This is a genomic window from Sanguibacter sp. Z1732 (assembly GCF_051020515.1).
Lineage (GTDB): Bacteria > Actinomycetota > Actinomycetes > Actinomycetales > Beutenbergiaceae > CALKWS01.
Genome location: NZ_CP194857.1, coordinates 634,743 through 657,433, shown reverse-complemented (window position 1 = coordinate 657,433; position 22,691 = coordinate 634,743). Strand labels below are relative to the sequence as shown.

General features: G+C 71.1%; 23 protein-coding genes and 2 pseudogenes. 16 read left to right on the top strand and 9 right to left on the bottom strand.

The annotated features are described in order from the left end of the window. Positions 1–37: 37 nt before the first annotated feature. A complete protein-coding gene (locus tag ACRRRO_RS03665; protein ID WP_424788995.1) occupies positions 38–439 on the bottom strand; it encodes a hypothetical protein in 402 nt (133 codons plus the stop codon). A 108-nt stretch (positions 440–547) separates the two neighbouring features. On the opposite strand from ACRRRO_RS03665, the pseudogene ACRRRO_RS03660 reads away from it, so the two are divergent. From ACRRRO_RS03660 to ACRRRO_RS03640, 5 genes and pseudogenes are all read left to right on the top strand, one after another. Next, positions 548–2,355: pseudogene (locus tag ACRRRO_RS03660) on the top strand (ATP-binding cassette domain-containing protein). 261 nt (positions 2,356–2,616) lie between these two features. After that, positions 2,617–3,060, top strand: a complete 444-nt coding sequence (rplM, locus tag ACRRRO_RS03655; protein ID WP_424788993.1) for a 50S ribosomal protein L13 — start codon at positions 2,617–2,619, stop codon at positions 3,058–3,060. A 39-nt stretch (positions 3,061–3,099) separates the two neighbouring features. After that, a complete protein-coding gene (gene rpsI, locus ACRRRO_RS03650; protein ID WP_424788992.1) occupies positions 3,100–3,582 on the top strand; it encodes a 30S ribosomal protein S9 in 483 nt (160 codons plus the stop codon). 145 nt (positions 3,583–3,727) lie between these two features. Continuing rightward, a complete protein-coding gene (gene glmM, locus ACRRRO_RS03645; RefSeq protein ID WP_424788991.1) occupies positions 3,728–5,080 on the top strand; it encodes a phosphoglucosamine mutase in 1,353 nt (450 codons plus the stop codon). Between the two features lie 168 nt (positions 5,081–5,248). Next, positions 5,249–5,896 carry a DedA family protein gene (locus ACRRRO_RS03640; RefSeq protein ID WP_424796425.1) on the top strand — a complete coding sequence of 216 codons (648 nt, stop codon included), beginning with the start codon at positions 5,249–5,251 and terminating at the stop codon, positions 5,894–5,896. Between the two features lie 54 nt (positions 5,897–5,950). Here ACRRRO_RS03640 and ACRRRO_RS03635 read toward each other — a convergent pair whose 3' ends face one another. Genes ACRRRO_RS03635 through coaA form a run of 3 tightly spaced genes read right to left on the bottom strand, consistent with a single transcriptional unit; the run spans position 5,951 to position 8,461 of the window. Further along, complete coding sequence (locus tag ACRRRO_RS03635) at positions 5,951–6,706, bottom strand: hypothetical protein (RefSeq protein WP_434081083.1); 756 nt, start codon at positions 6,704–6,706, stop codon at positions 5,951–5,953. Further along, positions 6,685–7,482, bottom strand: coding sequence for a carboxylesterase family protein (locus ACRRRO_RS03630; protein WP_434081082.1), 798 nt, complete (start codon positions 7,480–7,482; stop codon positions 6,685–6,687). Before ACRRRO_RS03630 ends, ACRRRO_RS03635 begins: the two co-directional genes overlap by 22 nt. Before the next feature lie 7 nt (positions 7,483–7,489). Continuing rightward, positions 7,490–8,461 carry a type I pantothenate kinase gene (gene coaA / locus ACRRRO_RS03625; RefSeq protein WP_424788988.1) on the bottom strand — a complete coding sequence of 324 codons (972 nt, stop codon included), beginning with the start codon at positions 8,459–8,461 and terminating at the stop codon, positions 7,490–7,492. Between the two features lie 130 nt (positions 8,462–8,591). Between coaA and glmS the strand changes: the two genes are divergently transcribed. From glmS to tsaB, 6 genes and pseudogenes are all read left to right on the top strand, one after another. Continuing rightward, entirely contained in the window at positions 8,592–10,451 is a 1,860-nt protein-coding gene (gene glmS, locus ACRRRO_RS03620) for a glutamine--fructose-6-phosphate transaminase (isomerizing) (protein ID WP_424796424.1), read from the top strand. A 34-nt stretch (positions 10,452–10,485) separates the two neighbouring features. Further along, on the top strand, positions 10,486–10,836 hold the full coding sequence (locus ACRRRO_RS03615) for a holo-ACP synthase (RefSeq protein WP_424788986.1): 351 nt from the start codon (positions 10,486–10,488) through the stop codon (positions 10,834–10,836). Further along, complete coding sequence (locus tag ACRRRO_RS03610) at positions 10,833–12,446, top strand: bifunctional ADP-dependent NAD(P)H-hydrate dehydratase/NAD(P)H-hydrate epimerase (RefSeq protein WP_424796423.1); 1,614 nt, start codon at positions 10,833–10,835, stop codon at positions 12,444–12,446. Before ACRRRO_RS03615 ends, ACRRRO_RS03610 begins: the two co-directional genes overlap by 4 nt. Continuing rightward, complete coding sequence (alr, locus tag ACRRRO_RS03605) at positions 12,443–13,651, top strand: alanine racemase (RefSeq protein ID WP_424796422.1); 1,209 nt, start codon at positions 12,443–12,445, stop codon at positions 13,649–13,651. Before ACRRRO_RS03610 ends, alr begins: the two co-directional genes overlap by 4 nt. Next, positions 13,644–14,207: a tRNA (adenosine(37)-N6)-threonylcarbamoyltransferase complex ATPase subunit type 1 TsaE gene (gene tsaE, locus ACRRRO_RS03600; RefSeq protein ID WP_424796421.1), complete on the top strand. Its 564-nt coding sequence runs from the start codon at positions 13,644–13,646 to the stop codon at positions 14,205–14,207. The genes alr and tsaE overlap by 8 nt, the downstream gene beginning before the upstream one ends. Further along, positions 14,182–14,751 (top strand): annotated as a pseudogene (gene tsaB, locus ACRRRO_RS03595) (tRNA (adenosine(37)-N6)-threonylcarbamoyltransferase complex dimerization subunit type 1 TsaB); the annotation flags it as partial. The gene tsaE and the pseudogene tsaB, both read left to right, overlap by 26 nt. A gap of 279 nt (positions 14,752–15,030) precedes the next feature. Here the strand turns inward: tsaB and ACRRRO_RS03590 are convergent. Next, positions 15,031–15,333, bottom strand: a complete 303-nt coding sequence (locus ACRRRO_RS03590) for a MarR family transcriptional regulator (protein WP_434081545.1) — start codon at positions 15,331–15,333, stop codon at positions 15,031–15,033. A 75-nt stretch (positions 15,334–15,408) separates the two neighbouring features. Here ACRRRO_RS03590 and ACRRRO_RS03585 point away from each other — a divergent pair, with 75 nt between their 5' ends. The 5 genes from ACRRRO_RS03585 to ACRRRO_RS03565 all read left to right on the top strand — a co-directional run bounded on the left by ACRRRO_RS03585 (position 15,409) and on the right by ACRRRO_RS03565 (position 20,399). Then, positions 15,409–16,095 carry an SgcJ/EcaC family oxidoreductase gene (locus ACRRRO_RS03585; RefSeq protein ID WP_424796418.1) on the top strand — a complete coding sequence of 229 codons (687 nt, stop codon included), beginning with the start codon at positions 15,409–15,411 and terminating at the stop codon, positions 16,093–16,095. 26 nt (positions 16,096–16,121) lie between these two features. Continuing rightward, positions 16,122–16,601, top strand: coding sequence for a ribosomal protein S18-alanine N-acetyltransferase (gene rimI / locus ACRRRO_RS03580; protein ID WP_424796417.1), 480 nt, complete (start codon positions 16,122–16,124; stop codon positions 16,599–16,601). Further along, a complete protein-coding gene (locus tag ACRRRO_RS03575; RefSeq protein ID WP_424796416.1) occupies positions 16,598–17,467 on the top strand; it encodes a sulfurtransferase in 870 nt (289 codons plus the stop codon). Before rimI ends, ACRRRO_RS03575 begins: the two co-directional genes overlap by 4 nt. A 95-nt stretch (positions 17,468–17,562) precedes the next feature. Further along, the gene (gene tsaD, locus ACRRRO_RS03570) at positions 17,563–18,612 is read left to right on the top strand and encodes a tRNA (adenosine(37)-N6)-threonylcarbamoyltransferase complex transferase subunit TsaD (protein ID WP_424796415.1); all 1,050 of its coding nucleotides are present in this window, start codon (positions 17,563–17,565) and stop codon (positions 18,610–18,612) included. 95 nt (positions 18,613–18,707) lie between these two features. After that, positions 18,708–20,399, top strand: a complete 1,692-nt coding sequence (locus tag ACRRRO_RS03565; protein ID WP_424796414.1) for a glycoside hydrolase family 3 protein — start codon at positions 18,708–18,710, stop codon at positions 20,397–20,399. 123 nt (positions 20,400–20,522) lie between these two features. On the opposite strand, the gene ACRRRO_RS03560 is transcribed toward ACRRRO_RS03565, so the two are convergent. The 4 genes from ACRRRO_RS03560 to ACRRRO_RS03545 all read right to left on the bottom strand — a co-directional run bounded on the left by ACRRRO_RS03560 (position 20,523) and on the right by ACRRRO_RS03545 (position 22,691). Next, entirely contained in the window at positions 20,523–20,759 is a 237-nt protein-coding gene (locus tag ACRRRO_RS03560) for a hypothetical protein (RefSeq protein ID WP_434081081.1), read from the bottom strand. Further along, complete coding sequence (locus ACRRRO_RS03555; protein ID WP_434081080.1) at positions 20,744–21,079, bottom strand: hypothetical protein; 336 nt, start codon at positions 21,077–21,079, stop codon at positions 20,744–20,746. Before ACRRRO_RS03555 ends, ACRRRO_RS03560 begins: the two co-directional genes overlap by 16 nt. Continuing rightward, positions 21,076–21,471 (bottom strand): PadR family transcriptional regulator, encoded by a 396-nt coding sequence (locus tag ACRRRO_RS03550; protein WP_424796412.1) that lies wholly within the window; start codon positions 21,469–21,471, stop codon positions 21,076–21,078. The genes ACRRRO_RS03555 and ACRRRO_RS03550 overlap by 4 nt, the downstream gene beginning before the upstream one ends. Positions 21,472–21,548: 77 nt before the next feature. Next, positions 21,549–22,691 carry a glutamate--cysteine ligase gene (locus tag ACRRRO_RS03545; protein WP_424796411.1) on the bottom strand — a complete coding sequence of 381 codons (1,143 nt, stop codon included), beginning with the start codon at positions 22,689–22,691 and terminating at the stop codon, positions 21,549–21,551.

Sequence of the window (22,691 nt, the reverse complement as noted above, 5' to 3'; positions counted from 1 at the left end):
CGGCGGCGTTCCCGGTGTCGCAGTAGGTGACCGGGGGTCAGAGCGCGGGGTCGGCCTCGTCGTCGGATGCCGGTGTCTCCCACACCTCCGGCTCCTCGATCTCCACGCGCTCATCGATGCCGTCCGGAGTCATCTCATCCGCCACGGTCTGCTCATACAGGGGGCCCGGTGCGTCCGGGGCGTTGAAGCCCTCATCCACCAGGTCCCGCCCGCCGGTGTCCTCCAGGGTGTCCTCGGCGGGCAACTGCCGGATCGTTCCGGTGGCCCCGACATCCGGATCGGCCTCACCGGTGTCATCGGGTTCGGGCTCACCATCCTCTTCGGGGGAGGCGGTGGTGTCCGACGGGGGCAGGTCCGAGACCTGATCGGCGTTGGCCAGTTCCTCCGGGCTGGGCTCGTCCGGAGAGAGTTCCTCGGGGATGGGTGTGCTCGCGTCCATCCACCCACACTGACACTGCCGGCACACCCGCGCATCCGCAGACGTTGCGGCACAGCGGCTCCCGTAAAACGGCTTGGCCCACCGCCACCGGACCGCCATCCTGGGGCCATGGCGCACCTCGATCTGGCCGGGATCACCTACCACCTCCCCGACGGCAGGGTGCTGCTGAACGAGGTCGACGCGCACGTGGGCGAGGGCCAGCGGGTGGCGCTGATCGGTCCGAACGGCGCGGGCAAGAGCACCCTGATCCGGATCGCCACCAAGCAGATAACGCCGCACGGGGGAGCGGTGACCACCGCGGGCGAGATCGGGGTGATGGCCCAGTGGGTGGGTCGCCGCGCGGTGGCACTGGTCGCGACTGCTGACGACGAGGCACCCGGGGCGTGCATGCCCGGCGCCCGGGGTGCGGGTCACCCAGGCGGCGGCGAGGTCCCGGGCAGCGCTGCCGCCCCGCCGCCCGGTTCCGAGCGGGAACCGACCGTGCAGGACCTGCTGACGGCCCATGCGCCGGCGCGTCAGCGCGAGGTCGCCCAGCGGCTGGCCCGAGCCGGGGCGGCGATGACCGGGGCCGAGAACCAGGCCGCCCAGTTCGATTACGCACAGGCGTTGGCAGACTGGGCCGACGTGGGCGGGTACCAGCTCGAGGCGCAGTGGGATGAGATCTGCTCCGACGTGCTCGCCCAGTCCTGGGATCGTGCCGCGTCCCGAGGCCTGTCCACCCTCTCCGGTGGTGAGTCCAAGCGGTTGGTGCTCTCCGCGCTGCTGCGCTCCAGCGCGCAGATCCTCATCCTGGACGAGCCGGACAATGCCCTTGACGTGCCCGCCAAGCGGTGGTTGGAGGCCCGGCTGGGTGAAACAGATAAGGCCGTCTTCTTCATCAGCCACGACCGCGAGATGCTCGAGGCGGTCGCCACCGCCGTACTCACCTTGGAACCGGGGGCGGCCGGGTCCACCGCATGGCGCCACGGCGGTGGCTTCGCGGGCTATGCCCAGGCCCGCACGGATCGGATGAGCCGGCTCGCCGAACTGCGCCGGCGCTGGGACTCCGAGCACGCCCAGTTGCGGACGTTGGTGCAGATGTACAAGCAGAAGGCCAGCTACAACTCCGATATGGCCTCTCGGTTGCAAGCGGCCCGCACCCGCCTGACGGCGTTCGAGAAGGCGGGGCCACCCCAGGCGGTGACTCGTGACCAGCACGTGCAGATGCGGTTGCGGGGCGGACGCACCGCCAAGCGGGCTGTGGTGCTGGACCGGCTCGCCCTGAACAGCCTGACCGAACCCTTCGACGCCGAGGTCTGGTTCGGCGAGCGAGTCGCCGTGCTCGGGGCCAATGGCACCGGTAAGTCCCACCTGCTCCGGTTGCTGGCCGGCGGTGGTACCGATCCCGACACCGGCAACGCCCGGCCAGCGAGCACCTACCCGCCGCCGTCGCGCACAGCGGCTCCGCGCGGCTGGGTTCCCGGGTACGCCCGGGCTGGTTCGCCCAGCAGGACGCCCCCGCCCACCTGGTCGGACGGACCCTGCTGCAGGTGCTGCACCGCGGTGATGGCACCCGGAACGGAATCGCCCGTGAGGATGCCGGCCGGGTACTGGACCGGTACGAACTGGCCGCCGCGGCCGAGCAACAGGTCCAGACCCTCTCCGGCGGCCAACTGGCCCGGTTCCAGATCCTGCTACTGGAGTTGTCCGGCGCCACGCTGTTGTTGCTCGATGAAGCCACCGACAACCTCGACCTGCACTCGGCCCAGGCCCTGGAGCAGGGGCTGGAGGCGTTCACCGGAACGGTCCTGGCCATCACCCACGACAGGTGGTTCACCCGCTCCTTCGACCGCTTCTGGCACGTCGGCGCCGATGGCAGGGTGAGCGAGACCACCGCCCCGGTATGGGACGATGACGGCGCAGCCCGCCGCCGCTGAGGGCAGAACGTGAGCAATATCGCTCGTGCGGGCCGGTTGGACGGCCCTGCGGCTTTGACCACCGGGCCGGCCTGGCAGTACAGTGACGTGTTGTTGTGCGTCCGTGCTGCCGGTCGGTGTCTCCCACTCACCACCACGCGCGGGCATCGACGCTAACGACCGACCACCGGTTCGGCGGGGCGGATGTGTGCCCAGCCAGACGGGCCCGTGACGCCCGGACCGACCAGACCGCAGCACCGATCCAGAACGAAGGCCAACACCGTGCGTACGTACACCCCCAAGGCAGGCGAGACCGAGCGCGCCTGGTACGTCATCGACGCTACCGACGTCGTCCTCGGTCGGCTCGCCACCCACGCCGCTACGTTGCTGCGTGGTAAGCACAAGCCGACTTTCGCCCCGCATGTCGACGGCGGTGACTTCGTCGTCATCATCAACGCCGACAAGGTCGCCCTGACCGGAAGCAAGGCGGAGCAGAAGACGGCCTACCGCCACTCCGGCTACCCCGGCGGTCTGCGCGCCACCAGTTACGCCGAGCTGCTGGAGAAGCACCCCGAGCGAGCGGTCGAGAAGGCCATTCGCGGCATGATCCCCAAGACCAGCCTGGGCCGGGCGCAGCTGCGCAAGCTCAAGGTCTACCGCGGCGCCGAGCACCCCCACACCGCCCAACAGCCCCAGACTTTCGAGATCACCCAGGTGGCGCAGTAACGCACGGCGTTGCGCGATCTGTAGATGCGAGGAGAACCAGTGACCGAGAACACCGCAGTGGCGGACGTCGAGGACGTTCCCACCGAGTACACCTCCGAGTCGGAGGCCCCCACCGGGCAGGGTACGTCGCGCACCGCACCGGGCGCAGCGCTGGGGCGGCGCAAGCAGGCCGTGGCGCGGGTCCGGCTGATCCCGGGTGAGGGCACCTGGAACATCAACGGGCGCGACCTGGAGACCTACTTCCCGAACAAGATCCACCAGCAGTCGGTCAGCGCGCCGCTGGTGGCCATCGACATGCTCGGCCGCTTCGACGTGATCGCCCGGATCGACGGCGGCGGTACTTCCGGTCAGGCCGGCGCCCTGCGCCTGGCCATCGCCCGCGCGCTGAACGAGATCGACCCCGAGGCCAACCGGCCCGTGCTGAAGAAGGCCGGCTACCTCACCCGCGACGCCCGCGTGATCGAGCGGAAGAAGGCCGGGCTGAAGAAGGCCCGCAAGGCTCCCCAGTACTCCAAGCGCTGATCAGCGCCCGATCGCGGGCCCTCGCGGGCTAGGACGTGGCATCATCGGCCCCGGCGGGAACCCACCCGCCGGGGCCGATGCGCTGCGTGGTCGCGCGGGGCCCGCGTGCGCCGCCGGCGGCGTGGTAGCGGAAGGACAGTGAACGATGGCTCGACTCTTCGGAACCGACGGAGTGCGGGGGTTGGCGAACCGGGAGGTCACCGCCGAGTTGGCGCTGCGCCTGGGCATGGCCGCCGCCTCGGTGCTGACCGCGCACGGCCGGTTCGAGGACCGCAGGCCCAAAGCGATCGTGGGGCGTGACCCCCGTGTCTCCGGCCAGTTCCTGGCTGCGGCCACCATCGCCGGGCTTTCCAGCGCCGGTGTGGATGTGGAGGACCTGGGCGTGCTGCCCACCCCCGCGGTGGCGCACCTGACCAGTGTGGAGGACGCGGACCTGGCCGTGATGATCTCCGCCTCGCACAACCCGATGGCGGACAACGGGATCAAGTTCTTCGCCCGGGGCGGGCACAAACTCGATGACGATGTGGAGGACGCGATCGAGGCTGCCCTCCATGCCCCGGTCGAGCTCCCGGTGGGGGACGACGTCGGACGCGTCGTGCTGGACCGTGGGGTGGGTGGGGACCGTTACGTCCAGCACCTGCTGAGCACCACCTCCATCCCGCTTCGGGGCCTGCGCATCGCGGTGGACTGCGCCAACGGCGCGGCCAGCGAGGTCGGGCCGCAGGCGCTGCGGGATGCCGGTGCCGATGTGGTGGTCATCAACGCCTCTCCCGACGGTCGCAACATCAACGAGATGTGTGGATCCACCCATCCCGAGCAGCTCCAGGCGGTCACCGTGGCCTCCGAGGCGCACCTGGGGGTGGCGTTCGACGGTGACGCCGATCGGTGCCTCGCGGTCGATCACACCGGCGCACTGGTCGACGGCGACCAGATCATGGGCATCCTGGCCCAGGCCATGAAGGAGGCCGGCACCCTGGCCTACGACACCCTGGTGGTGACGGTGATGAGCAACCTCGGCCTGCTGTTGGCCATGCGTGAGGCCGGCATCACCACGGTGCAGACCGGGGTCGGCGACCGGTATGTGCTGGAGCGGATGCGCGCCGGCGGGTTCAGCCTGGGCGGGGAGCAGTCCGGACACCTGGTGCTGGCCGATCACGCCACCACCGGGGACGGCCTCCTCACCGCCTTGCACCTGGCGGCACGCGTGGCCCAGACCGGACGTAGCCTGGCCGACCTGGCCGGTGCGGTCCCGCGCCTGCCCCAGGTGCTCATCAACGTCAGCGGAGTGGACAAGACGCGGGTGGACTCCGATGCGGAGGTGCGTACGGCCGTCGCGGCCGCCGAGGCCCGGTTGGGCGAGACCGGCCGGGTGCTGCTGCGCCCCTCGGGCACCGAGCCGCTGGTACGGGTGATGGTGGAGGCCGCCCAGCAGGACCAGGCCGAGGAGGAGGCCCGGGTACTGGCCGATGTGGTCCGCGCGCGCCTGGCACTGGCCTGAAGCGGATCGGATATCCCCGATGCGTACGCGCTGACCAAGAATTTCGCCGGCGCGGGACTCGCACACGAACTGGTGGTGCCTGAGACCTCTCCGTGACATACGCTGGCGGCGTCGCCACCGGGTGCGGTGGCGTCATGGTCATCGACACCACGCTCGAGGAGTTCATCTGTGATCGACCTGATCCTCGAGGGTGCCGCGTCGCCGTGGTCCCTGGTGGTCCTTCTTGCGTTCTGTCTGATCGACGGGATCTTCCCGCCCGTCCCGAGTGAGTCCCTGGTCATCGCGATGGCCTCGTTGAACGCCCAGGGCGAAGGACAGAGCCTCTGGCTGCTGATCCCGGCCGCCGCACTCGGTGCTTTCTGCGGGGACCTTCTCGCCTACCTGATCGGCACCAAGGTCGACGTGCACAGCCTGCGCCTCTTCCGCGGACCTCGCGGCCGGCGAACCCTGGCCTGGGCGTCCAAGGCGATCCACCAGCGCGGCGGTGCGTTCATCCTCGCGGCCCGGTACATCCCGGTGGGCCGGGTGGCGGTGAACCTGAGCGCCGGCGCCCTCGGTTTCCCACTGCGCCGCTTCATCGGCTTCGCCGCGGTGGCCTCGGTGATGTGGTCGCTGTACTCGGTTGCGCTGGGCGTGGGAGCCGGCGCCTTGCTGTACGGACGGCCCCTGCTGGGTGTCCTGGTCGGCGTCGTGGCCGGGGTGGGCCTGGGAACGCTGATCGACCTGGGGATGCGCAGGTTCTTCCCACCGCCCGTGCCGGCGCCGCCGGTGCTGCCCAACCCCCGCGAGGAGGTCACCGTCAGCGACGGTGGCTGAGAAGGGCGTGCGCCGCACCGACCGTTCGGGCACCCCGGCGAGGCCGACAGGGCCTCAGCGGCCGCGCTCCACCTGCACCGCGATCCGCTCGAAGCGGTAAGGATCCCGGCCGGTCCAGCTCTCGGTGTCGAACACCCGCGCGAACGGTTCGGTCGCGGTGAAGGGGGCCCACCCGGGATCACCGTCGACGATGAAGTCGCCGATCGCCCCGTGCATCTCATCGGCAAGGCCCACCGGGGGTTCCGCACCGGCGGCCCGGGCCACCCGGTCGGCGGTGAGGTTGTGCCAGGCGAAGGGCAGGTCGAGGCAGTGCGAGGACAGGCCCGTCAGCGGTGAGCGCCACCGGAAGTCCCACGCCCAGGTCGGGGCCGAGGTCTCGGCGCGGGCGGCGCCGATGCGCACCACCGGGTACCGGAACAGGCGGTCGGTGATGGCCTGGCCGATCAGTTCGGTGCCGGTCAGATCCGGAAACGCGGCCGGGTACGCCCTGGCCCGGGCGGCAGGCATCCCCAGGCCACGCAGCAGCCGGGAGGTCAGGCCCGGGCCGAGGTCGGTCTGGACCAGCGTCGCGAGATGGTTGAACTCGTGGCTGGTGGCACCCAGGAGCAACGGTCGCTGCGCTGCGGCCAGGTCGGTCATCAGTTCCGAACCCAGTGGTTCTGTTCCCAATACCGGCCCGAACCAGGTGACGTTCTCCCGTTCACGCAACACCCGTCCCAGGTGCCGCAGCCCCTCCCACAGCCCGCCGCCGATCAGCGCCCGCTCCGCGGTCACGAGCTGCTCCCGGGTCACGGCGGACCAGCCGGCCACGGTGTGCTCCACCCCGCAGGCACGGGCCAACTGCTGCCCCACTTCGGCGGCCGTGTCCGCGGTGATGTCGGGCAGTGGTGCCGAGTGGCTGATGGCCCTGCCGAACAGGTCCGCGGTGGCCGGGCTGGCCAGCAGGCCAGCACGGAGCCACCTCCCGCGCTCTGCCCACCGATGGTCACCCGCCCGGGGTCCCCACCGAAGGCGGCGATATTGCGTTGCACCCACTCCAGGGCGGCGATCTGGTCCAGCAGCCCTCGATTGTCCGGAGCCCCGGGCACGTGGCCGAATCCCTCGAAGCCCAACCGGTAGGTGATCGTCACCGTGACGATGCCCCGGCGGGCGAACCCGGTGCCGTCGAACCAGGCGCCCCCGGGCGCACCGCCGACGTAGGCCCCGCCATGGATCCAGACGTAGACGGGCAACTTCGCTGCCGCGTCGGTGGTGGGGGTGAAGACATTCAGGTTGAGGCGTTCCGAGCCCGGTACGTGCACCTCGGGGACCGTGTGGTTGGCCCGGGTGGGACCCAGGGTGGGGGTGGGTCCGTTCGCCAGCGCCGGCCGCACGCCCTCCCATCCCGGATGCGGCCGCGGGGCGGCGAAGCCGGCCGCACCCTCGGGGGCCGCAGCGTAGGGGATGCCGCGGAAGGTCAGCACATCCGGTCCGGACCTGCCCGCCACCGAACCGGCCTCCGTGGTCACCGGATCGGTGTCCGACACCTGCCCGCCGCGCCGTCGCTCCTTCGGCTCCGGTCCCGGTGCGGGGTCGACGCTGCTCACGGACGTCTCAGATCTTTCGCAACCGGATCCGGGCAAGGCGGTGCTCGGCGTCCTTATGCAGTACCAGGGTGGCCCGGCCGCGGGTGGGCAGGACGTTCTCGATCAGGTTCGGCTCGTTGATCCGGCTCCAGATGTCCAGGGCTTTGGCGCGGGCCTGGGCGTCATCCAGGTCCGCGTAGCGGTGGAAGTACGAGGCTTCCTGGGCGAAGGCGGTCCGGCGCAGCCGCCCGAATCGTTCCACGTACCACTCGCGCACGTGGGCGGTTTTGGCGTCGATGTAGATGGAGAAGTCGAAGAAGTCGCTGACCGCCAGGGAGGGTTCGCCGTCGGCGCTCACCCGGGCCGGTGCCAGCACGTTCAGGCCTTCCACGATGAGCACGTCCGGGCGGTGCACCACGATCTGCCTGTCCGGAACGATGTCGTAGGTCAGGTGGTCATACACCGGCGCCGCCACCGCGTCCGCCCCGCCCTTGACGCGGGCGAGGAAGTTCAGCAGCGCGCGCCGGTCGTAGGACTCCGGGAACCCCTTGCGCTCCATCAGGCCACGCCGCTCCAGTTCGGCGTTGGGGTGCAGGAACCCGTCGGTGGTGATCAGCTGCACCCGGGGTGTCTCCGGCCAGCGGGCCAACATCTCGCGCAGCACCCGGGAGGCGGTGGACTTGCCCACCGCCACCGAGCCGGCCACCCCGATCACGAACGGGGTGGGGCCGTTCTTCTCCCCGAGGAAGGTGGTGGTGGCCTCGCGCAGCCGCTGGCTGGCCGCCACGTACAGGTTGAGCAGCCGGGACAGGGGCCGGTAGGCCGTGTCGACCTCATCCAGGTCGATCGGGTCGCCCAGCCCGCGCAGGTTGTCCACGTCCGCCGCGGTCAGGGGCAGTGGGGTGGAGGCGGAGAGCCGGCTCCAGTTGGCCCGGTCGAACTCCACATAGGGCTCGGCCGATTCCCCGGGCAGGTCGGCCAGGTCAGCGAAGTCGGTCATCACCACGCACCTACTCTCCCACCCCGGGCGGACCGGTGGGGACCGGACCGGACCGCCTCCGGTGTGATGTTGCCGATCGTGGCACCCGGCTTCACGGCAACGCCGGGACGCGGGTTATACAGTGTGCCCCATGTGCGGAATCGTCGGATATGCAGGCCCACCTACCGCTGATGACCGTCCCCTGGAGGTGGTGCTGGAGGGCTTGAAGCGCCTGGAGTACCGCGGCTACGACTCCGCCGGCGTCGCGCTGGTGAACCCGGAGGGACTGGCCACGGCCAGGCGGGCCGGCAAACTCGCCAACCTGCTCGGTGACCTCGAGGCGAACCCGCTGCCGCCGGCCAGTGCGGGCATCGGGCACACCCGGTGGGCCACCCACGGGGCACCCACGGACGCCAATGCCCACCCGCACACCTCCGCGGACGGACGCCTCGCGGTGATCCACAACGGGATCATCGAGAACTTCCACCCCCTCAAGAGCGCGCTGGTGGCCGAGGGTGTGGCCTTCACCTCCGAGACCGACACCGAGGTGGTGGCCCACCTGCTCGGTCAGGCCTATACCGACACCGGAGACCTGACCGAGGCGATGCGTACCGTGGCCGCCCGCCTGGAAGGTGCCTTCACGCTGCTCGCGGTGCACGCCGAGCAGCCCGGCACGGTGGTGGGGGCTCGCCGCAACTCACCCCTGGTGGTCGGCCTGGGGGAGGGGGCGAACTACCTCGGCTCCGACGTGGCCGCCTTCATCGCCTCCACCCGTGAGGCGATGGAGGTGGGTCAGGACCAGATCGTCACCATCACCGGTGATCAGGTGCAGATCATCGACGCCGACGGCGAACCGGTCACCGACGCCAACCGTTACACCGTCGACTGGGACGCCGACGCCGCGGTCAAGGGCGGGTTCGACACCTTCATGGACAAGGAGATCCACGATCAGCCCCAGGCGGTCGCCGACACGCTGCGCGCCCGGATCGGCCCCGACGGGACCCTGATGCTCGATGAGATGCGCATCAGCGAATCGGTGCTGCGCAGTGTGGACAAGATCGTGGTGGTGGCCTGCGGCACGGCCGCCTACGCCGGGCACGTGGCCAAGTACGCCATCGAACACTGGTGCCGCATCCCGGTGGAGGTGGAACTGGCCCACGAGTTCCGCTACCGCGACCCGGTGGTCTCCGAGAAGACCCTCATCGTGGCGATCTCCCAGTCGGGGGAGACCATGGACACCATCATGGCCATCCGGCACGGCCGAGAGCAGGGCGCCAAGGTGCTGGCGATCGTCAACACCCACGGCTCCACCATCGCCCGGGAGGCCGATGCGGTGCTCTACACCCACGCCGGCCCGGAGGTGGCGGTGGCCTCCACCAAGGCCTTCCTGGCCCAGATCACCGGCTGTTACGTGCTCGGGTTGTACCTGGCCCAGTTGCGCGGGTACAAGTACATCGACGAGGTCGCCGGCTACCTCGAGGAACTCGCGGCGATCCCGGCCAAGATCCAGACCGTCATCGACCGCGAGCACGAGGTCCGTGACGTGGCCCGCTCGATGCAGGATGAGACCTCGGTGCTCTTCCTCGGCCGGCACGTGGGTTACCCGGTGGCCATGGAGGGGGCGCTGAAGCTCAAGGAACTCGCCTACATCCACGCCGAGGGGTTCGCCGCCGGGGAACTCAAGCACGGCCCGATCGCGCTGATCGAGCAGGGCCAGCCGGTGTTCGTCATCGTGCCCACGCCGCGCCGCCCCACCCTGCACGCCAAGGTGGTGTCCAACATCTCCGAGATCCGTGCCCGCGGCGCCCGCACCCTCGTGATCGCCGAGGAGGGGGACGAGGAGGTCACCGCCTACGCCGACGTCGTCTTCAGGGTGCCGCGCACCCCCACGCTGATGATGCCGCTGGTGACCGTGGTGCCGCTGCAGATCTTCGCCTCGGCGCTGGCCGCAGCCAAGGGGTATGACGTGGACCAGCCGCGTAACCTGGCCAAGTCGGTCACGGTGGAGTGATCCCCGGGGCGAGCGTCGGAGGAGAGGAACACACGTGATCGTGGGCGTGGGGATCGATGTGGTGGACGTGCAGCGGTTCATGGCCACCCTGCACCGGGCACCCGGACTGCGTGAGCGACTGTTCACCCCCGTCGAGCGGGACCTGCCCGATGCGTCCCTGGCGGCGAGGTTCGCCGCGAAGGAAGCCATCGCCAAGGCGATGGGGGCCCCGGGTGGGATGAGCTGGCAGGACGCCACCGTGCTCCGGATCGCCGGTGGTCCACCGCAGGTGGAACTGACCGGCTCGGTGGCCGCGGCCGCCCAGAACCTGGGGATCCGCAACTGGCTGCTGTCCATCTCCCACGACGCCGGGATCGCCTCGGCGATGGCACTGGCGCAGCGATGATCCGCGGTTACAGCGCCCAGGCGGTTCGCGACGCCGAGGCCCCGGCCCTGGCCGAGGGCCGCCCGCTGATGCGCAACGCTGCCTTCGCCCTGGCCACGCGCACGGTCGCGCTGTTGCGCCGTCACCACATCGCCGTGCCGGGAGCGCGGGCGCTGGTGCTGGTGGGCGGGGGGAACAACGGCGGCGACGGGTTGTACGCGGCCGCGGACCTGATCGATCGTGGCGTTCAGGTGCGGTGCGTCCTGGCCCACGAGCGGCCCCACCCCGAGGGGCTGGCCGCGGCCAGGCGGGCGGGGGCGCAACTGGTGGACCTCGCCGGTGGTGTCGGCGCCGAGGATCTGTCCCGGCTCGGGCAGTGGGCCGATGTGTGGGTGGACGCCCTGGCCGGCATCGGCGTGCAGGGCGCATTGCGCGGCCTACCTGCGCAGGTGGTTCGGGTTCTGCAGCCGATCCGCAGCGGTTCCCCCGTGGACCCGCTCGTGGTGGCGGTGGACGTGCCGAGCGGTGTCGGAGCCGACCCGGTCCGGGCCGCCCCTCCACCTCCTGCGACCGGCGAGAGCGACACCGGCCCGGGCGGGCCGGGTGACCACGATGAGCCGGCCGACGGCGTGCTCCGTGCTGACCTCACCGTCACGATGGGTGCACCGAAGACTGCCCTGCTGATCCCCCCAGGAGCCCAGCACGCCGGCCGGGTGGAGGTGGTGGACCTGGGACTTGACGGGTCGTTCGCCGCGCAGGAGGCGACCGTGCACCGGCTCACGCCCACCGACGTGGCCGACCTGTGGCCCGTCCCCGAACCAGCCGACCACAAGTACACCCGGGGCGTGGTGGGCCTCGTCGCCGGATCACCGCGATTCCCCGGCGCCGGACTGCTGTGCGCGGCGGCCGCCCTGGGAGTGGGCGTGGGCATGGTGCGCTACCTGGGCCGCCGCGAGGTCGCCGATGCGGTGATCGGCGCCCATCCGGAGGTGGTGCCGGAGGACGGGCGCGTGCAGTCCCTGGTGATCGGACCGGGCATGGCCGACGACGACGACCTCGCCGCGGCGATGCGCCGGGCCCTGCGCGGATGGGGCCTGGGCGAGGAGAGCCCCGAGGATGGCGATGCCGCGGTGGCGGTGGTGCTGGACGCCGGCGCCTTGGACCACCTGCCGGACGCCCCGGCCGGGTTGACCCGCAAGCCGGTGGTGCTGACCCCGCACGCGGGGGAACTGGAGACGCTGCTGCGGCGCTTCGGGGATGAGGTCCGGCGCGAACAGATCGAGGCCGACCCATGGACCTGGGCGTACCGGGCGGCCCGGCGCACCGGGACCACCGTGCTGCTCAAGGGCGCCATCACCGTGATCGCCCCGCCCGACGGCGGTCCCGGATACAGCCAGGCCGATGGCACGCCCTGGCTGGCCACGGCGGGTTCGGGTGACGTGCTGGCCGGGATTCTCGGGGCGATGCTGGCTCAGGTCGACTCCGGTGACGTGGCCGCGACAGCCGCAGCCGCCGTCGTCGTGCACGGGCGGGCCGCCCACCTGGCCGGCGGTCCGCTGCGTTCGGTTGACCTGGCCGCGGCCGTCCCGCGCGCGATCGCCGATCTGCTCCGGACGGACCCGAACCGATGAGCACCCGAACCCCGGCGCCGGGCGCCGGCACCGCGAGTGGGGCGCACTACCATCCGGCCGAGGTCATCGTGGACCTGGCAGCCATCCGCGCCAATATCGCCACCCTGGCCGACGCGGCACCCACCGCCGAGGTGATGGCCGTGGTCAAAGCGGACGCCTACGGCCACGGCCTGCTCCCGGTGGCACGTACGGCGCTGCAGGCGGGGGCAACCTGGCTGGGCGTGGCCCAGTTCAGCGAGGCGCTGGCCATCCGCGAGGCCGGGATCACCGCCCCGATGCTGGTCTGGTTGTACACCCCGGGAGCACCGCTGGAGCAGGCGGTGCGGGCCGATATCGACCTGTCGGTCTCGGCCGGCTGGGCCCTGGATGAGGTGGTCCGGGCTGCGCGCAGCAGCGGGCGCACCGCGCGTATCCACCTCAAGATCGACACCGGGATGGGCCGTGGCGGGGTCTTCGCCCGGGCCTGGCCGGATCTGGTGGCCGCGGCCATGCGCGCCCAGGCCGAGGGGGCGGTGCAGGTGGTGGGGGTCTGGTCCCACCTGGCCCGAGCCGATGAGATCGGTCACCCCTCGATCGCGGCGCAGGTGCAGGCGTTCACGGACGCGGTGCACCTGGCCGAGGCCGCCGGTGCCCGGTTGCTGGTGCGCCATCTGGCCAATTCCGCCGGCACCCTGACCGCGCCGCAGACCCACTTCGATCTGGTCCGTCCGGGGATCGCCAGTTACGGGCTGACGCCGGCGCCGCAGTACCGCAGCGCCGATGGGTTCGGCTTGGTCCCGGCGATGCGGATGGAGTCCGAGGTCATGCTGGTCAAGGACGCACCGGCGGACCAGGGCATCTCCTACGCCCACCTCTACACCACCACCGAGGAGACCAGGCTGGCCGTGATCCCGTTGGGGTACGCCGACGGCATCCCGCGGCACGCCTCCAACGCCGGGCCGGTGCGCGTGGCTGGGCGTACCGTGCCGATCGCCGGTCGGGTGTGCATGGACCAGTTCACCATCGACCTTGGTCCCTCACGGCCCGATCACCCCGAGGTGGTACCCGGGGAACGGGCGGTGCTGTTCGGCACCGGCGCCAACGGCGAACCTACCGCCCAGGACTGGGCCGATGCCGCGGGCACGATCAGTTACGAGATCGTGGCGCGGATGGGTGCCCGGATTCCGCGCACGTACCTCAACGCCCTCGGCGTCGATGATGAGTGAGTCGGAGACCGGCTCGGACGGTGGCGACAGCGCCCGCTGGGTGCATCGCCTGGACCTGCCCACCAGCGCCCACACCACCGAGTTCGGCCGTCACCTGGGCACCATGCTGCGGGCCGGCGACCTGGTGGTGCTGACCGGTGACCTGGGCGCCGGCAAGACCACGCTGACGCAGGGGATCGGGTCCGGCTTGGGCGTGCGCGGGCGGATCTCCTCACCGACGTTCATCATCGCTCGCACACACGCCGCCACCGGCCCCGGACCCGCGCTGGTGCACGTGGACGCCTACCGGCTGCGCAGCCTCGCCGAGGTCGATGACCTGGACCTGGACACCACCCTGACGGAGGCGGTCACCGTGGTGGAATGGGGCGCGGGCCTGGTGGAGGGTTTGGCCGAGGACTGGTTGGAGATCATCATCCACCGGATGCGCGGCGCCGGCGGTGATGTGGGAGAGCAACCCCGGTGGGCCACGATCAGCGCCCATGGGGCCCGGTGGGCCGATGTGGCACCGAAGGACCTGACCGGGAGGACCGATGTCGAGGGACACAGTGGTGAGTAAGCACACCGAGGCCGACGCCGGCGAGGGTCTGGTGCTGGCCCTGGACACCTCCAGTGATGCCGCGGTGGCGTTGTGCCGGACCGGGCCGGGGGAGCAATCGGTGCAGGTCCTCGCACGGTCCCGCAGCGGCGATGGCCGCCGGCACGCCGAGACCCTGGTCCCGATGATCCAGCAGGTCCTCACCGGGGCGGGAGCCGATGCAGATCAGGTCGGTGCCGTGGTCGCGGGCACCGGGCCGGCACCCTTCACCGGATTGCGGGTCGGGCTGGTCACCGCGCGCGGCTTCGCTCGTGCTCGCGGCATCAGTGCCTACGGGGTCTGCTCGCTCGACGCCCTGGCGCTCGCAGCCGGTGCCGGCGGGTCGGCTGTCAGCCCCGGTGGTACGGGCGGGCTGGGCACACCGGAGGTACTGGTGGTCACCGATGCCAGGCGCCGTGAGGTCTACTACGCCCGGTACCGGGTGGGCGCCGAGGATGTGACGGCGGTGGCCGGTCCGGCCGTGGCCGCACCGGCCCAGGTGGCCGCCGACCATGCCGACCTGATCGAGGCCGGTGCCGTGTTCGGACCGGCGGCGGTCTTGTATGCCGATGTGTTCACACCCGCCGCCGGCGCCACCCCAGCCGGTGCGGCCGCGAAGCGGCGAGGCCGGCCTGGTTCCGGATGGTGCGCTCGCACCCGGTGCGCCGGTGGACCCGGCGCTGCTCGCGCAGATCATGGTGCACCGGCGCTCCCACGATGGGGACCTGTCGCTGGAGCCGAGGTACCTGCGCCGGCCCGATGTGCACCACAGCGCCGGCCGCAAGCGCGCCTCCTGACCACCCGATCAGGCCCTTCGTGCCGGAGCCGCGTCCCGGTAGGCCCGGGTCGCTACGCTGAAATAGGTTGCCAGCCCCTCGACCTGCTTGGCGTCCAGCGTCGCGACCGCGGCTCCGATGGCCCCCCGGACGCCGCCGAGGACCTGGTGCAACTCGGCGGGCAGGTGGCCGGTGTGCGCGATGAGGGTGCGCCGGCGGTCCTGGCTGTCTGTGGTGCGCGAGGCGATGCCGGCCTGCACCAGCCGGTCCACCACCCGGGTAGTCGCGCTGGGGGACAGCCCCAACTCCTCGGCCAGGTCCTGTACGGCCATCGGACCATCCAGGTCCAGCAGGCTGCTCGCCTGATAATCCGTCGGTCCCAGACCACCGGCCTCGGCGGCAGCCAGATGGAACCGCACCACCGTAGCCAGGTAGCGCCGGTAAGTCCCGGTGAGCAGTTTCCCGCCCCGGCCCGCTCCGATGGTGTTCGCTCCCGCCGCACCCGCCGTCGGTGGATCCTGGGGGCGGTGGCGGCGCTGGTCGCGGTCGCGCTCGGCTTGGGCTTGTGGCTGACCTCCCCGGCCCCGCTCGCCCAGACCGGCACGGCGCAGTGCGCAGGCGTGCCGACCACCTCGGCCCTGGATCAGGACGCAACCGAGGACGTGCGTGCCGGTGTCTGTGCGACCATCGCCGGACTGACTCTGGCGTGGGCCGCGCACGACGCAACCGCCTATGGGGCCGGGTTCACCGAGAACGCCACGTACACCACCTTCGCGGGTACCTACTACACCGGTCGCCATGACATCACCGACTCCCACGCCGCGCTGTTCGACGGGGTGCTGGAGGGGACCCGGCTCACGGATGCCTACCTGGGCCTGCAGGTGCTCACCGATGACGTGGCCATCCTGACCACCCGCGGAGACCGGTACGAGAGCGATGACCCCGGCGCCCTGACGAAGGTGCAGACCTACACGCTGGTGCACCAGGAGGACGTCTGGCGGGTGGCGGCCTTCCAGAACACCGCCCGCAGCGAGGCGATGGAGCGCATCCAGTTCATCTGGATGCCGCACACCCGCCCTGCCGCAGAGCGCTGAGCCACCGGGCGCGGCAGCATGGGCACATGTCTGCCGCGCCCCTGATCCGCCCGATGGTCCCCGCCGACCTGGACGACGTGCTCGATCTGGAGCCGGTGCTGTTCGGCACCGGGGCCTGGAACCGGGCCACCTACGAGACGGAACTTGCCATCCCCGGCCGACGTTACGTCGTCGTCGAGCGTGCCGGGGAACTCGGCGGCTACGCCGGGATCGACCTCGCCGAACAGGCGACCATCATGACCGTCGGAGTCGCCCCGGCCCATCGGCGCCGAGGCCTCGGCCGGGCGTTGACGCAGGCCCTGCTGGACCAGGCCGAGGCGGCCGGGTGCGCGGAGGTGCACCTGGAGGTTCGTGCGGACGATCCGGGCGCCCAGGCCCTGTACGCTTCCTTGGGATTCGGGCCCGTGGGGCGCCGGCGCGGTTACTATCAGGGCACCGATGCCCTGACCATGCGGCTGCGGCTGCGCGGGCCGGGTCCGATGGGATCGGAGAGGAGGCAGACGTGAGTGACCACACCACCTTGCGCCGAGGCGTGCTCGTCACGGCCGAGGAACTGGCGCAGATGATGTCGCCGACGCGCACCGACCTGGTGGTCCTGGACGTGCGCTGGTCCCTGGCGGAGCCGGACGGTCACCGCGCCTATATCGCCGGGCACATCCCGGGTGCGCACTTCGTGGATCTGGAACGGGATCTGGCCGGCCCACCGGGATCGGGTGGGCGCCACCCGTTGCCCGACGCTGACGACCTGCAGGCCGCGGCCCGGCGGTGGGGCATCAACAACGGCGATGCCGTGGTCGTCTACGACGACTCCGGGGGCACAGCCGCGGCCCGGGCGTGGTGGCTGCTGCGCTGGGGAGGGCTGTCCGACGTGCGGATCCTGGACGGCGGGTTGCGAGCCTGGAGTCGCAGCGGGGGCATTCTCGAGGACGGCTCGGTCGCGGTGGCCGAAGGCGGTGTGACCCTCTCGCCCGGGCACATGCCGCTCACCGATGCCGAGGGGGCTGCCGACATCGCCCGTCGCGGTGTGCTGCTCGATGCCCGCGACCGGGACCGCTACACCGGAGCGCGTGAGCCGGTGGATCCCATAGCCGGGCATATTCCCGGTGCCCGCAGCGCTCCCACCACGGAGAACCTGCACGAGGACCAGACGTTCCTGACCGACGACGAGATGCGTGAGCACTTCGAGCAGGTCGGGGTGCGCGAGAGTGATCAGGTGGCGGTCTACTGCGGGTCCGGAGTGACCGCGGCGCACGAGGTGGCGGCGTTGAACTCGATCGGCATCAGCGCCGCCCTCTACGCCGGCTCATGGTCGCAGTGGTGCGCCGACTCCGACCGGCCCGTGGCCACCGGATTGGAACCGTCCGGCAACTGAGCGGGCACCGGCTCCGTTGGTCGTGGGGAAGCAGCGACTCAGTGGCCTCGGTCACGCTCGCCCCCGTGGCACCGCCGGATGCGTACCCTGGGCAGGTGCACACTCCCCTGGTCCTGGGCATCGAGACCTCCTGCGATGAGACCGGCATCGCGCTGGTCCGCGGGCTCGATCTGCTTGTCGACGTCACCGCCTCCTCGATGGACGATCACGCGCGGTTCGGCGGGATCGTGCCGGAGGTGGCCTCCCGGGCTCACCTGGAGGCATTCGAACCGACGCTGAACCAGGCGCTCGAGCAGGCCGGGGTGGCGCTGAGCGATGTCGACGCGATCGCCGTGACCTCCGGGCCCGGGCTGGTGGGGTCCTTGACGGTGGGAGTGGCCGCGGCCAAGTCGTTGGCCTTCGGGCTGGGGGTGCCGTTGTACGGGGTGAACCATGTGCTCGGCCACGTGGCGGTGGACGCATTGGTGCACGGCCCGTTCCCGGAGTCCTTCATCGGCCTGGTGGTCTCCGGTGGTCACTCCAGCCTCCTGTTGGTGCGTGACGTCGCCACCGATGTGGTGGAACTGGGCCAGACCCTGGACGACGCCGCCGGGGAGGCCTTCGACAAGGTCGGCCGGCTGCTCGGGCTGCCCTACCCCGGGGGCCCACACGTGGACCGGCTCGCTCAGGACGGTGACCGCACCGCGTTCGCCTTCCCCCGCGGGCTGAGCCGGCCCAAGGACCGGGCCGTGCACGCCTACAACTTCTCCTTCTCCGGCCTGAAGACGGCGGTAGCACGGGTGGTGGAGTCCTTCGAGGATGCCGGCGCGCAGGTGCCCGCCGCCGACATCGCCGCCTCCTTCTCCGAGGCTGTCGCCGATGTGCTGATCGCCAAGACGGTGGCCGCCTGCCGCGAGCACGAGGTCGACACCGTGGTGATCGGGGGCGGCTTCTCGGCCAACTCCCGGTTGCGCGCCCTGGCGGCCGAACGGTTCGTCGAAGCCGGGATCACCCTGCGTCTGCCGCCGGTGCGCTACTGCACCGACAACGGCGCCATGATCGCCGCCCTGGGCTCGGCGGTGGTGGCTTCGGGGTTGGAGCCGTCCCCGTGGGACTTCACCACCGACTCGGCGATGGAACTGACCCAGGTGCTGGCGAGCACCTGAGCGCCGCCGGGGGGGGGCCGGATCCGTGGGTAGCGGCGCGGCGACGTCGTTCGTCACACCAGCCGGGTCTGCGCACCAGGTGCGAGAGTAGGGGCATGCACCACGGTCGATCCCGTTCACGGCGCAGCCCGGTGGCCCTCGGCCTCGCCGCGCTCATCCTGGCCGCCGGGTGCACCGCGCCCGGCGACCAACCCGACACCGGCGCGAGCGACCCCGCGCCCGAGCAAACCGCACAGCCCACACCCACCCCCACGCCGTCGCCCGAGCCGGACCCGGAACCGACGCTGGCCTGGGGGCCTGCGGAGTCCGACCTGGCGTCGGCGACCGAGGTGGCCGAGCAGATGGACGACGACGAGCTGGCCGGTCAGGTGATCATCGCCCGGTACTCCGGAACACACCCGGGCGATGCCGCGGCGCTGGTGCAGACCTACCACCTGGCCGGGGTGATCCTGTTCGCCGAGAACATCACCTCCACCGACCAGGTCCGGGACACCGCCGCTGCCGTCCAGGAGGGGCAGGCCGAGATGGGCCGGGACTGGCCGGCGGTGATCTCGGTGGACAACGAGGGTGGGCCGGTTCAGCGGATGTCGGCTGAGAGGGGGGACTGGACGACGTTCCCGCCGTTCGCCGCCGCCGGGGCCGCCGATCCCGAGGCGGTCTCCACCGCGATGGCGGCGATGGCCACCGAACTGCGTGCCAGTGGGGTGACGATGAACTTCGCCCCGGTCGCTGACGTCTCGATCGGTGCGGCGGACCCGACGATCAACATGCGCGCCGCCGGTGATGACCCCGAACGGGTCTCCGAGACTGTGCAATCGGCCCTGACCGGGTTCGCCGCCGGCGGCGTGCTCACCTCGGTGAAGCACTTTCCCGGCCATGGGGCCCTGACCGTGGACTCCCACTACGACCTACCGGCACTGGAAGCGGGCGAGCAACACCTGGCCGAGCGCGACCTGATCCCGTTCGCCGAGGCGATCGAGGCGGGGGCGCCGATGGTGATGCTCGGGCACATCGCGGTCCGGGCCTGGGACGAGGGGGTGCCGGCTACCTTGTCGCCGCGCGCCTATGACGTGCTGCGGGAGGACCTGGGCTTCACCGGTGTGGCGATCACCGACGGGCTGGACATGGGTGCCCTCACCGCTACTCGCACCTCCGGGCAGATCGCGGTGGAAGCACTGGGCGCGGGTGCGGACCTGCTGTTGACCCCGGCCGACACCGCCGGTGCCCACGCGGCGATCGTGGCCGCGCTCGAGGACGGCTCGCTGGACCGCGATCGGGTGCGGGAGGCCGCGGGGCGGGTGATCGCGCTGCAACGTTGGCAGGCCGGGCTTGCTGAGGAGGCCGGGGAGGTCGACGACGGTGACGTGGGCTCGGCCGCGCAGGCGGCACGGGATCTGAGCGCCGCGGCCATCACCGTGGCGGCGGGGGAGTGCTCGGGGGAACTGGTGGGCCAACGATTGCACGTACGCGGCGGCACGAGTGCGGACTGGACCGCGTTCGCCGAGGCCGCCGAGCGGGCCGGCCTGGACGTGGTGCCGCTGGAGGAGCCCGCCGATACCTCGATCAGGTTGATCAGCGCGGGTACGTCGGCGGCCGGTGGTGACGTGGCGATCGCCCTCGACGGCCCCTGGCAGTTGGCCGGCGCCGACGCCCCCACCTTGATCGCCACCCACGGGCGTACCGCCGGAAGCTTGGAGGCGCTGGTGGAGGTCCTCACCGGTGCGGCCGATGCCCCGGGACGGCTCGCGTTCGCCGTCGAGGGCCTGCCCGCCAGTGCCTGTGCGTGAGATGAGCGTGCGAGACCGGTTGGGCGCCCCTCCGCCCCGGGCGTGAGGTGGCCGCGCCAGCCTAGTCGAACGCCCGCCACACCGGTCGGTCGCGAGGCCGCCTCTCACCGCACCTGACCGGTCTCAGCGGGAGACTGGTGCGGTGGTGCGGCGGTGCTGGTGGCGGGGGAGGAGGCGCCAGAGGCGGGAAGCGAGGACGAAGATGAGAGCGAACGCGATCAGGCTGCCCCAGGAGATACCGGTGAAGGTAGCCCCGAGGTAGGCGTCGTGGGCCTCGGTGGTGATCTGGACGCCGAGGAAGGAGATCCGCACCGGCTCGGCCAGACCGGCACCGAGCAGGGTGTTCAGGCTCCCGAACACGTAGATCGCGCAGGCGAAGAGCCACGCCACCAGGGCCACGGATACGGCCGCGGCCCCGTGGTGCCAGGTGGGCCGGCCGTGGGCTCGGCGTCCAGGTACTGGCGAGCAAGCGCGCGGGGTCTGCCGTGGTCGCTGATCGCCGCGGACATCCCGTCGCGACCAGCAGCCACCCCCAGGTTGGCCTTGAGTTCGCGCAGCACGTCCTTGCGCCGCCTACGCGGTATCGGGTCCAGCCACAGCGCCACGGTCTGCAGGTACCAGAAGCGTCGCCAACGGTCGGTCAGGGACAGTGCCGCCGGGTCGTCTGGTTCGGTGTTCATACCTCACGCTCCAGATGGGGGATGGCTGTGGTTGGGCGGTCGGTCCGACCTGGCGAAGGGGTCTCGGACAGGATCCTCGTCACCACGTCGCAGAGATAGCCCCAAGATGCCCGGCCGGCAGCCAATGCCTGGCTACCGGCGTCGGTGGGCAGGTAGTACTTCCTCGCGGGCCCCGAACTGGAGGCTTCCAGGCGGGAGGCCAACCTGCCCTCGCGTTCCAACCGGGTGAGCACTGGATAGACCGTGCCGGGGGTGATGGATTCCAGACCGGCCGCGCGCAGCCGGGTCACCAGTTCGTAGCCGTAGGACTCCTGCCGGTGCAACAGGGCCAGCACCAGCATCGGCAGCACGCCTTTGAGTAACTGCGGGTCGCGGGTGACGTCCTCCTGCATGGATAGGAGGCTAAAGCCACTAGTAGGTAATGTCTACTACTAAGAGGTCCGATTAGCCCGCCTGCGTCCCGAGTGCCTCAGTCGATCGGGTGGCCAGCCTTGAACTCCGCGACCAGGTGGGCCACAACCGCGTCGAGTCGTCCGCCATTGCGCCGAGCCACCCGGCGCTGGCGGGACGCGCCGCCACCTGTGTCGATGATCCGGCGCACTCCGGCCAGTTCGCTCGCGCAACCCAGGTCCACCGCGATCGGACCCAGCACCTCCAGCACGTGCTGCAGGTGATCGGTCACCAGTTCCTCGCGGCCGTCGGCGTCCAGGATGATGATCGCCTCCAGGCCGTAGCGAGCCGCACGCCACTTGTTCTCGGCCAGGAACCATGGGGTGATCGCCGGCAGTGCCTCACCGGCATCGATCATCCGGGAGAAGTACTCCACCAGGCAGTGCGTCAGCGCTGTGATCGCGGCCAGTTCGGTGGCGTTGGACAGCCCGTCGCAGATGCGCATCTCGATGGTGCCGAACTGCGGCGCCGGCCGCAGGTCCCAGCGCACCTCGGTGAAGTCCTCGATCACGCCGGTGTGCAGCATGTCGGCCACGTACCGCTCCAGTTGCGCCCAGGTGCGGATCTCGGTGAACGGGAGCCCCGCCGTCGGCAACTGTTGGAACAGGAGTGACCGGTTCGAGGCGTATCCGGTGTCGCGGCCGGACCAGTACGGCGAGGAGGCCGACAGCGCCAGCAGATGCGGGTAGAAGGTGAGCAGTGCCCCCAGGATCGGCAGCACCTTGTCCCGGTCCTCGATGCCGACGTGCACGTGCACCCCGTAGATGAGCATCTGGCGGCCCCACCACTGGGTGCGATCGATCAGGGTGGCGTAGCGCTCCTTGTCGGTGACCTTCTGGCCGCCCCAGTCTGCGAACGGGTGGGTGCCCGCGCACATCAGGTCCACCCGCAGCGGATCGGTGATCGAACGCACCAGGTCCACCGAGCCGGACAGATCGGCCATCGCCTCCGGGGTGGTCCGGCACACCCCGGTGACCACCTCGACCGTGTTCAGGAGTAGTTCCTGGCGGATGGTCGGGTGCTGGGAGCCGTCGTCCGGGGCGACCGCGTCGAGCACCGTCTGGGCTACTTGGCGCAGGTCTCCGGAGTCGGCGTCGACCATCGCCAGTTCCCACTCAACCCCCAGGCTGGACCGGGACGAGGGGGCGAACTCAAGCGTCAC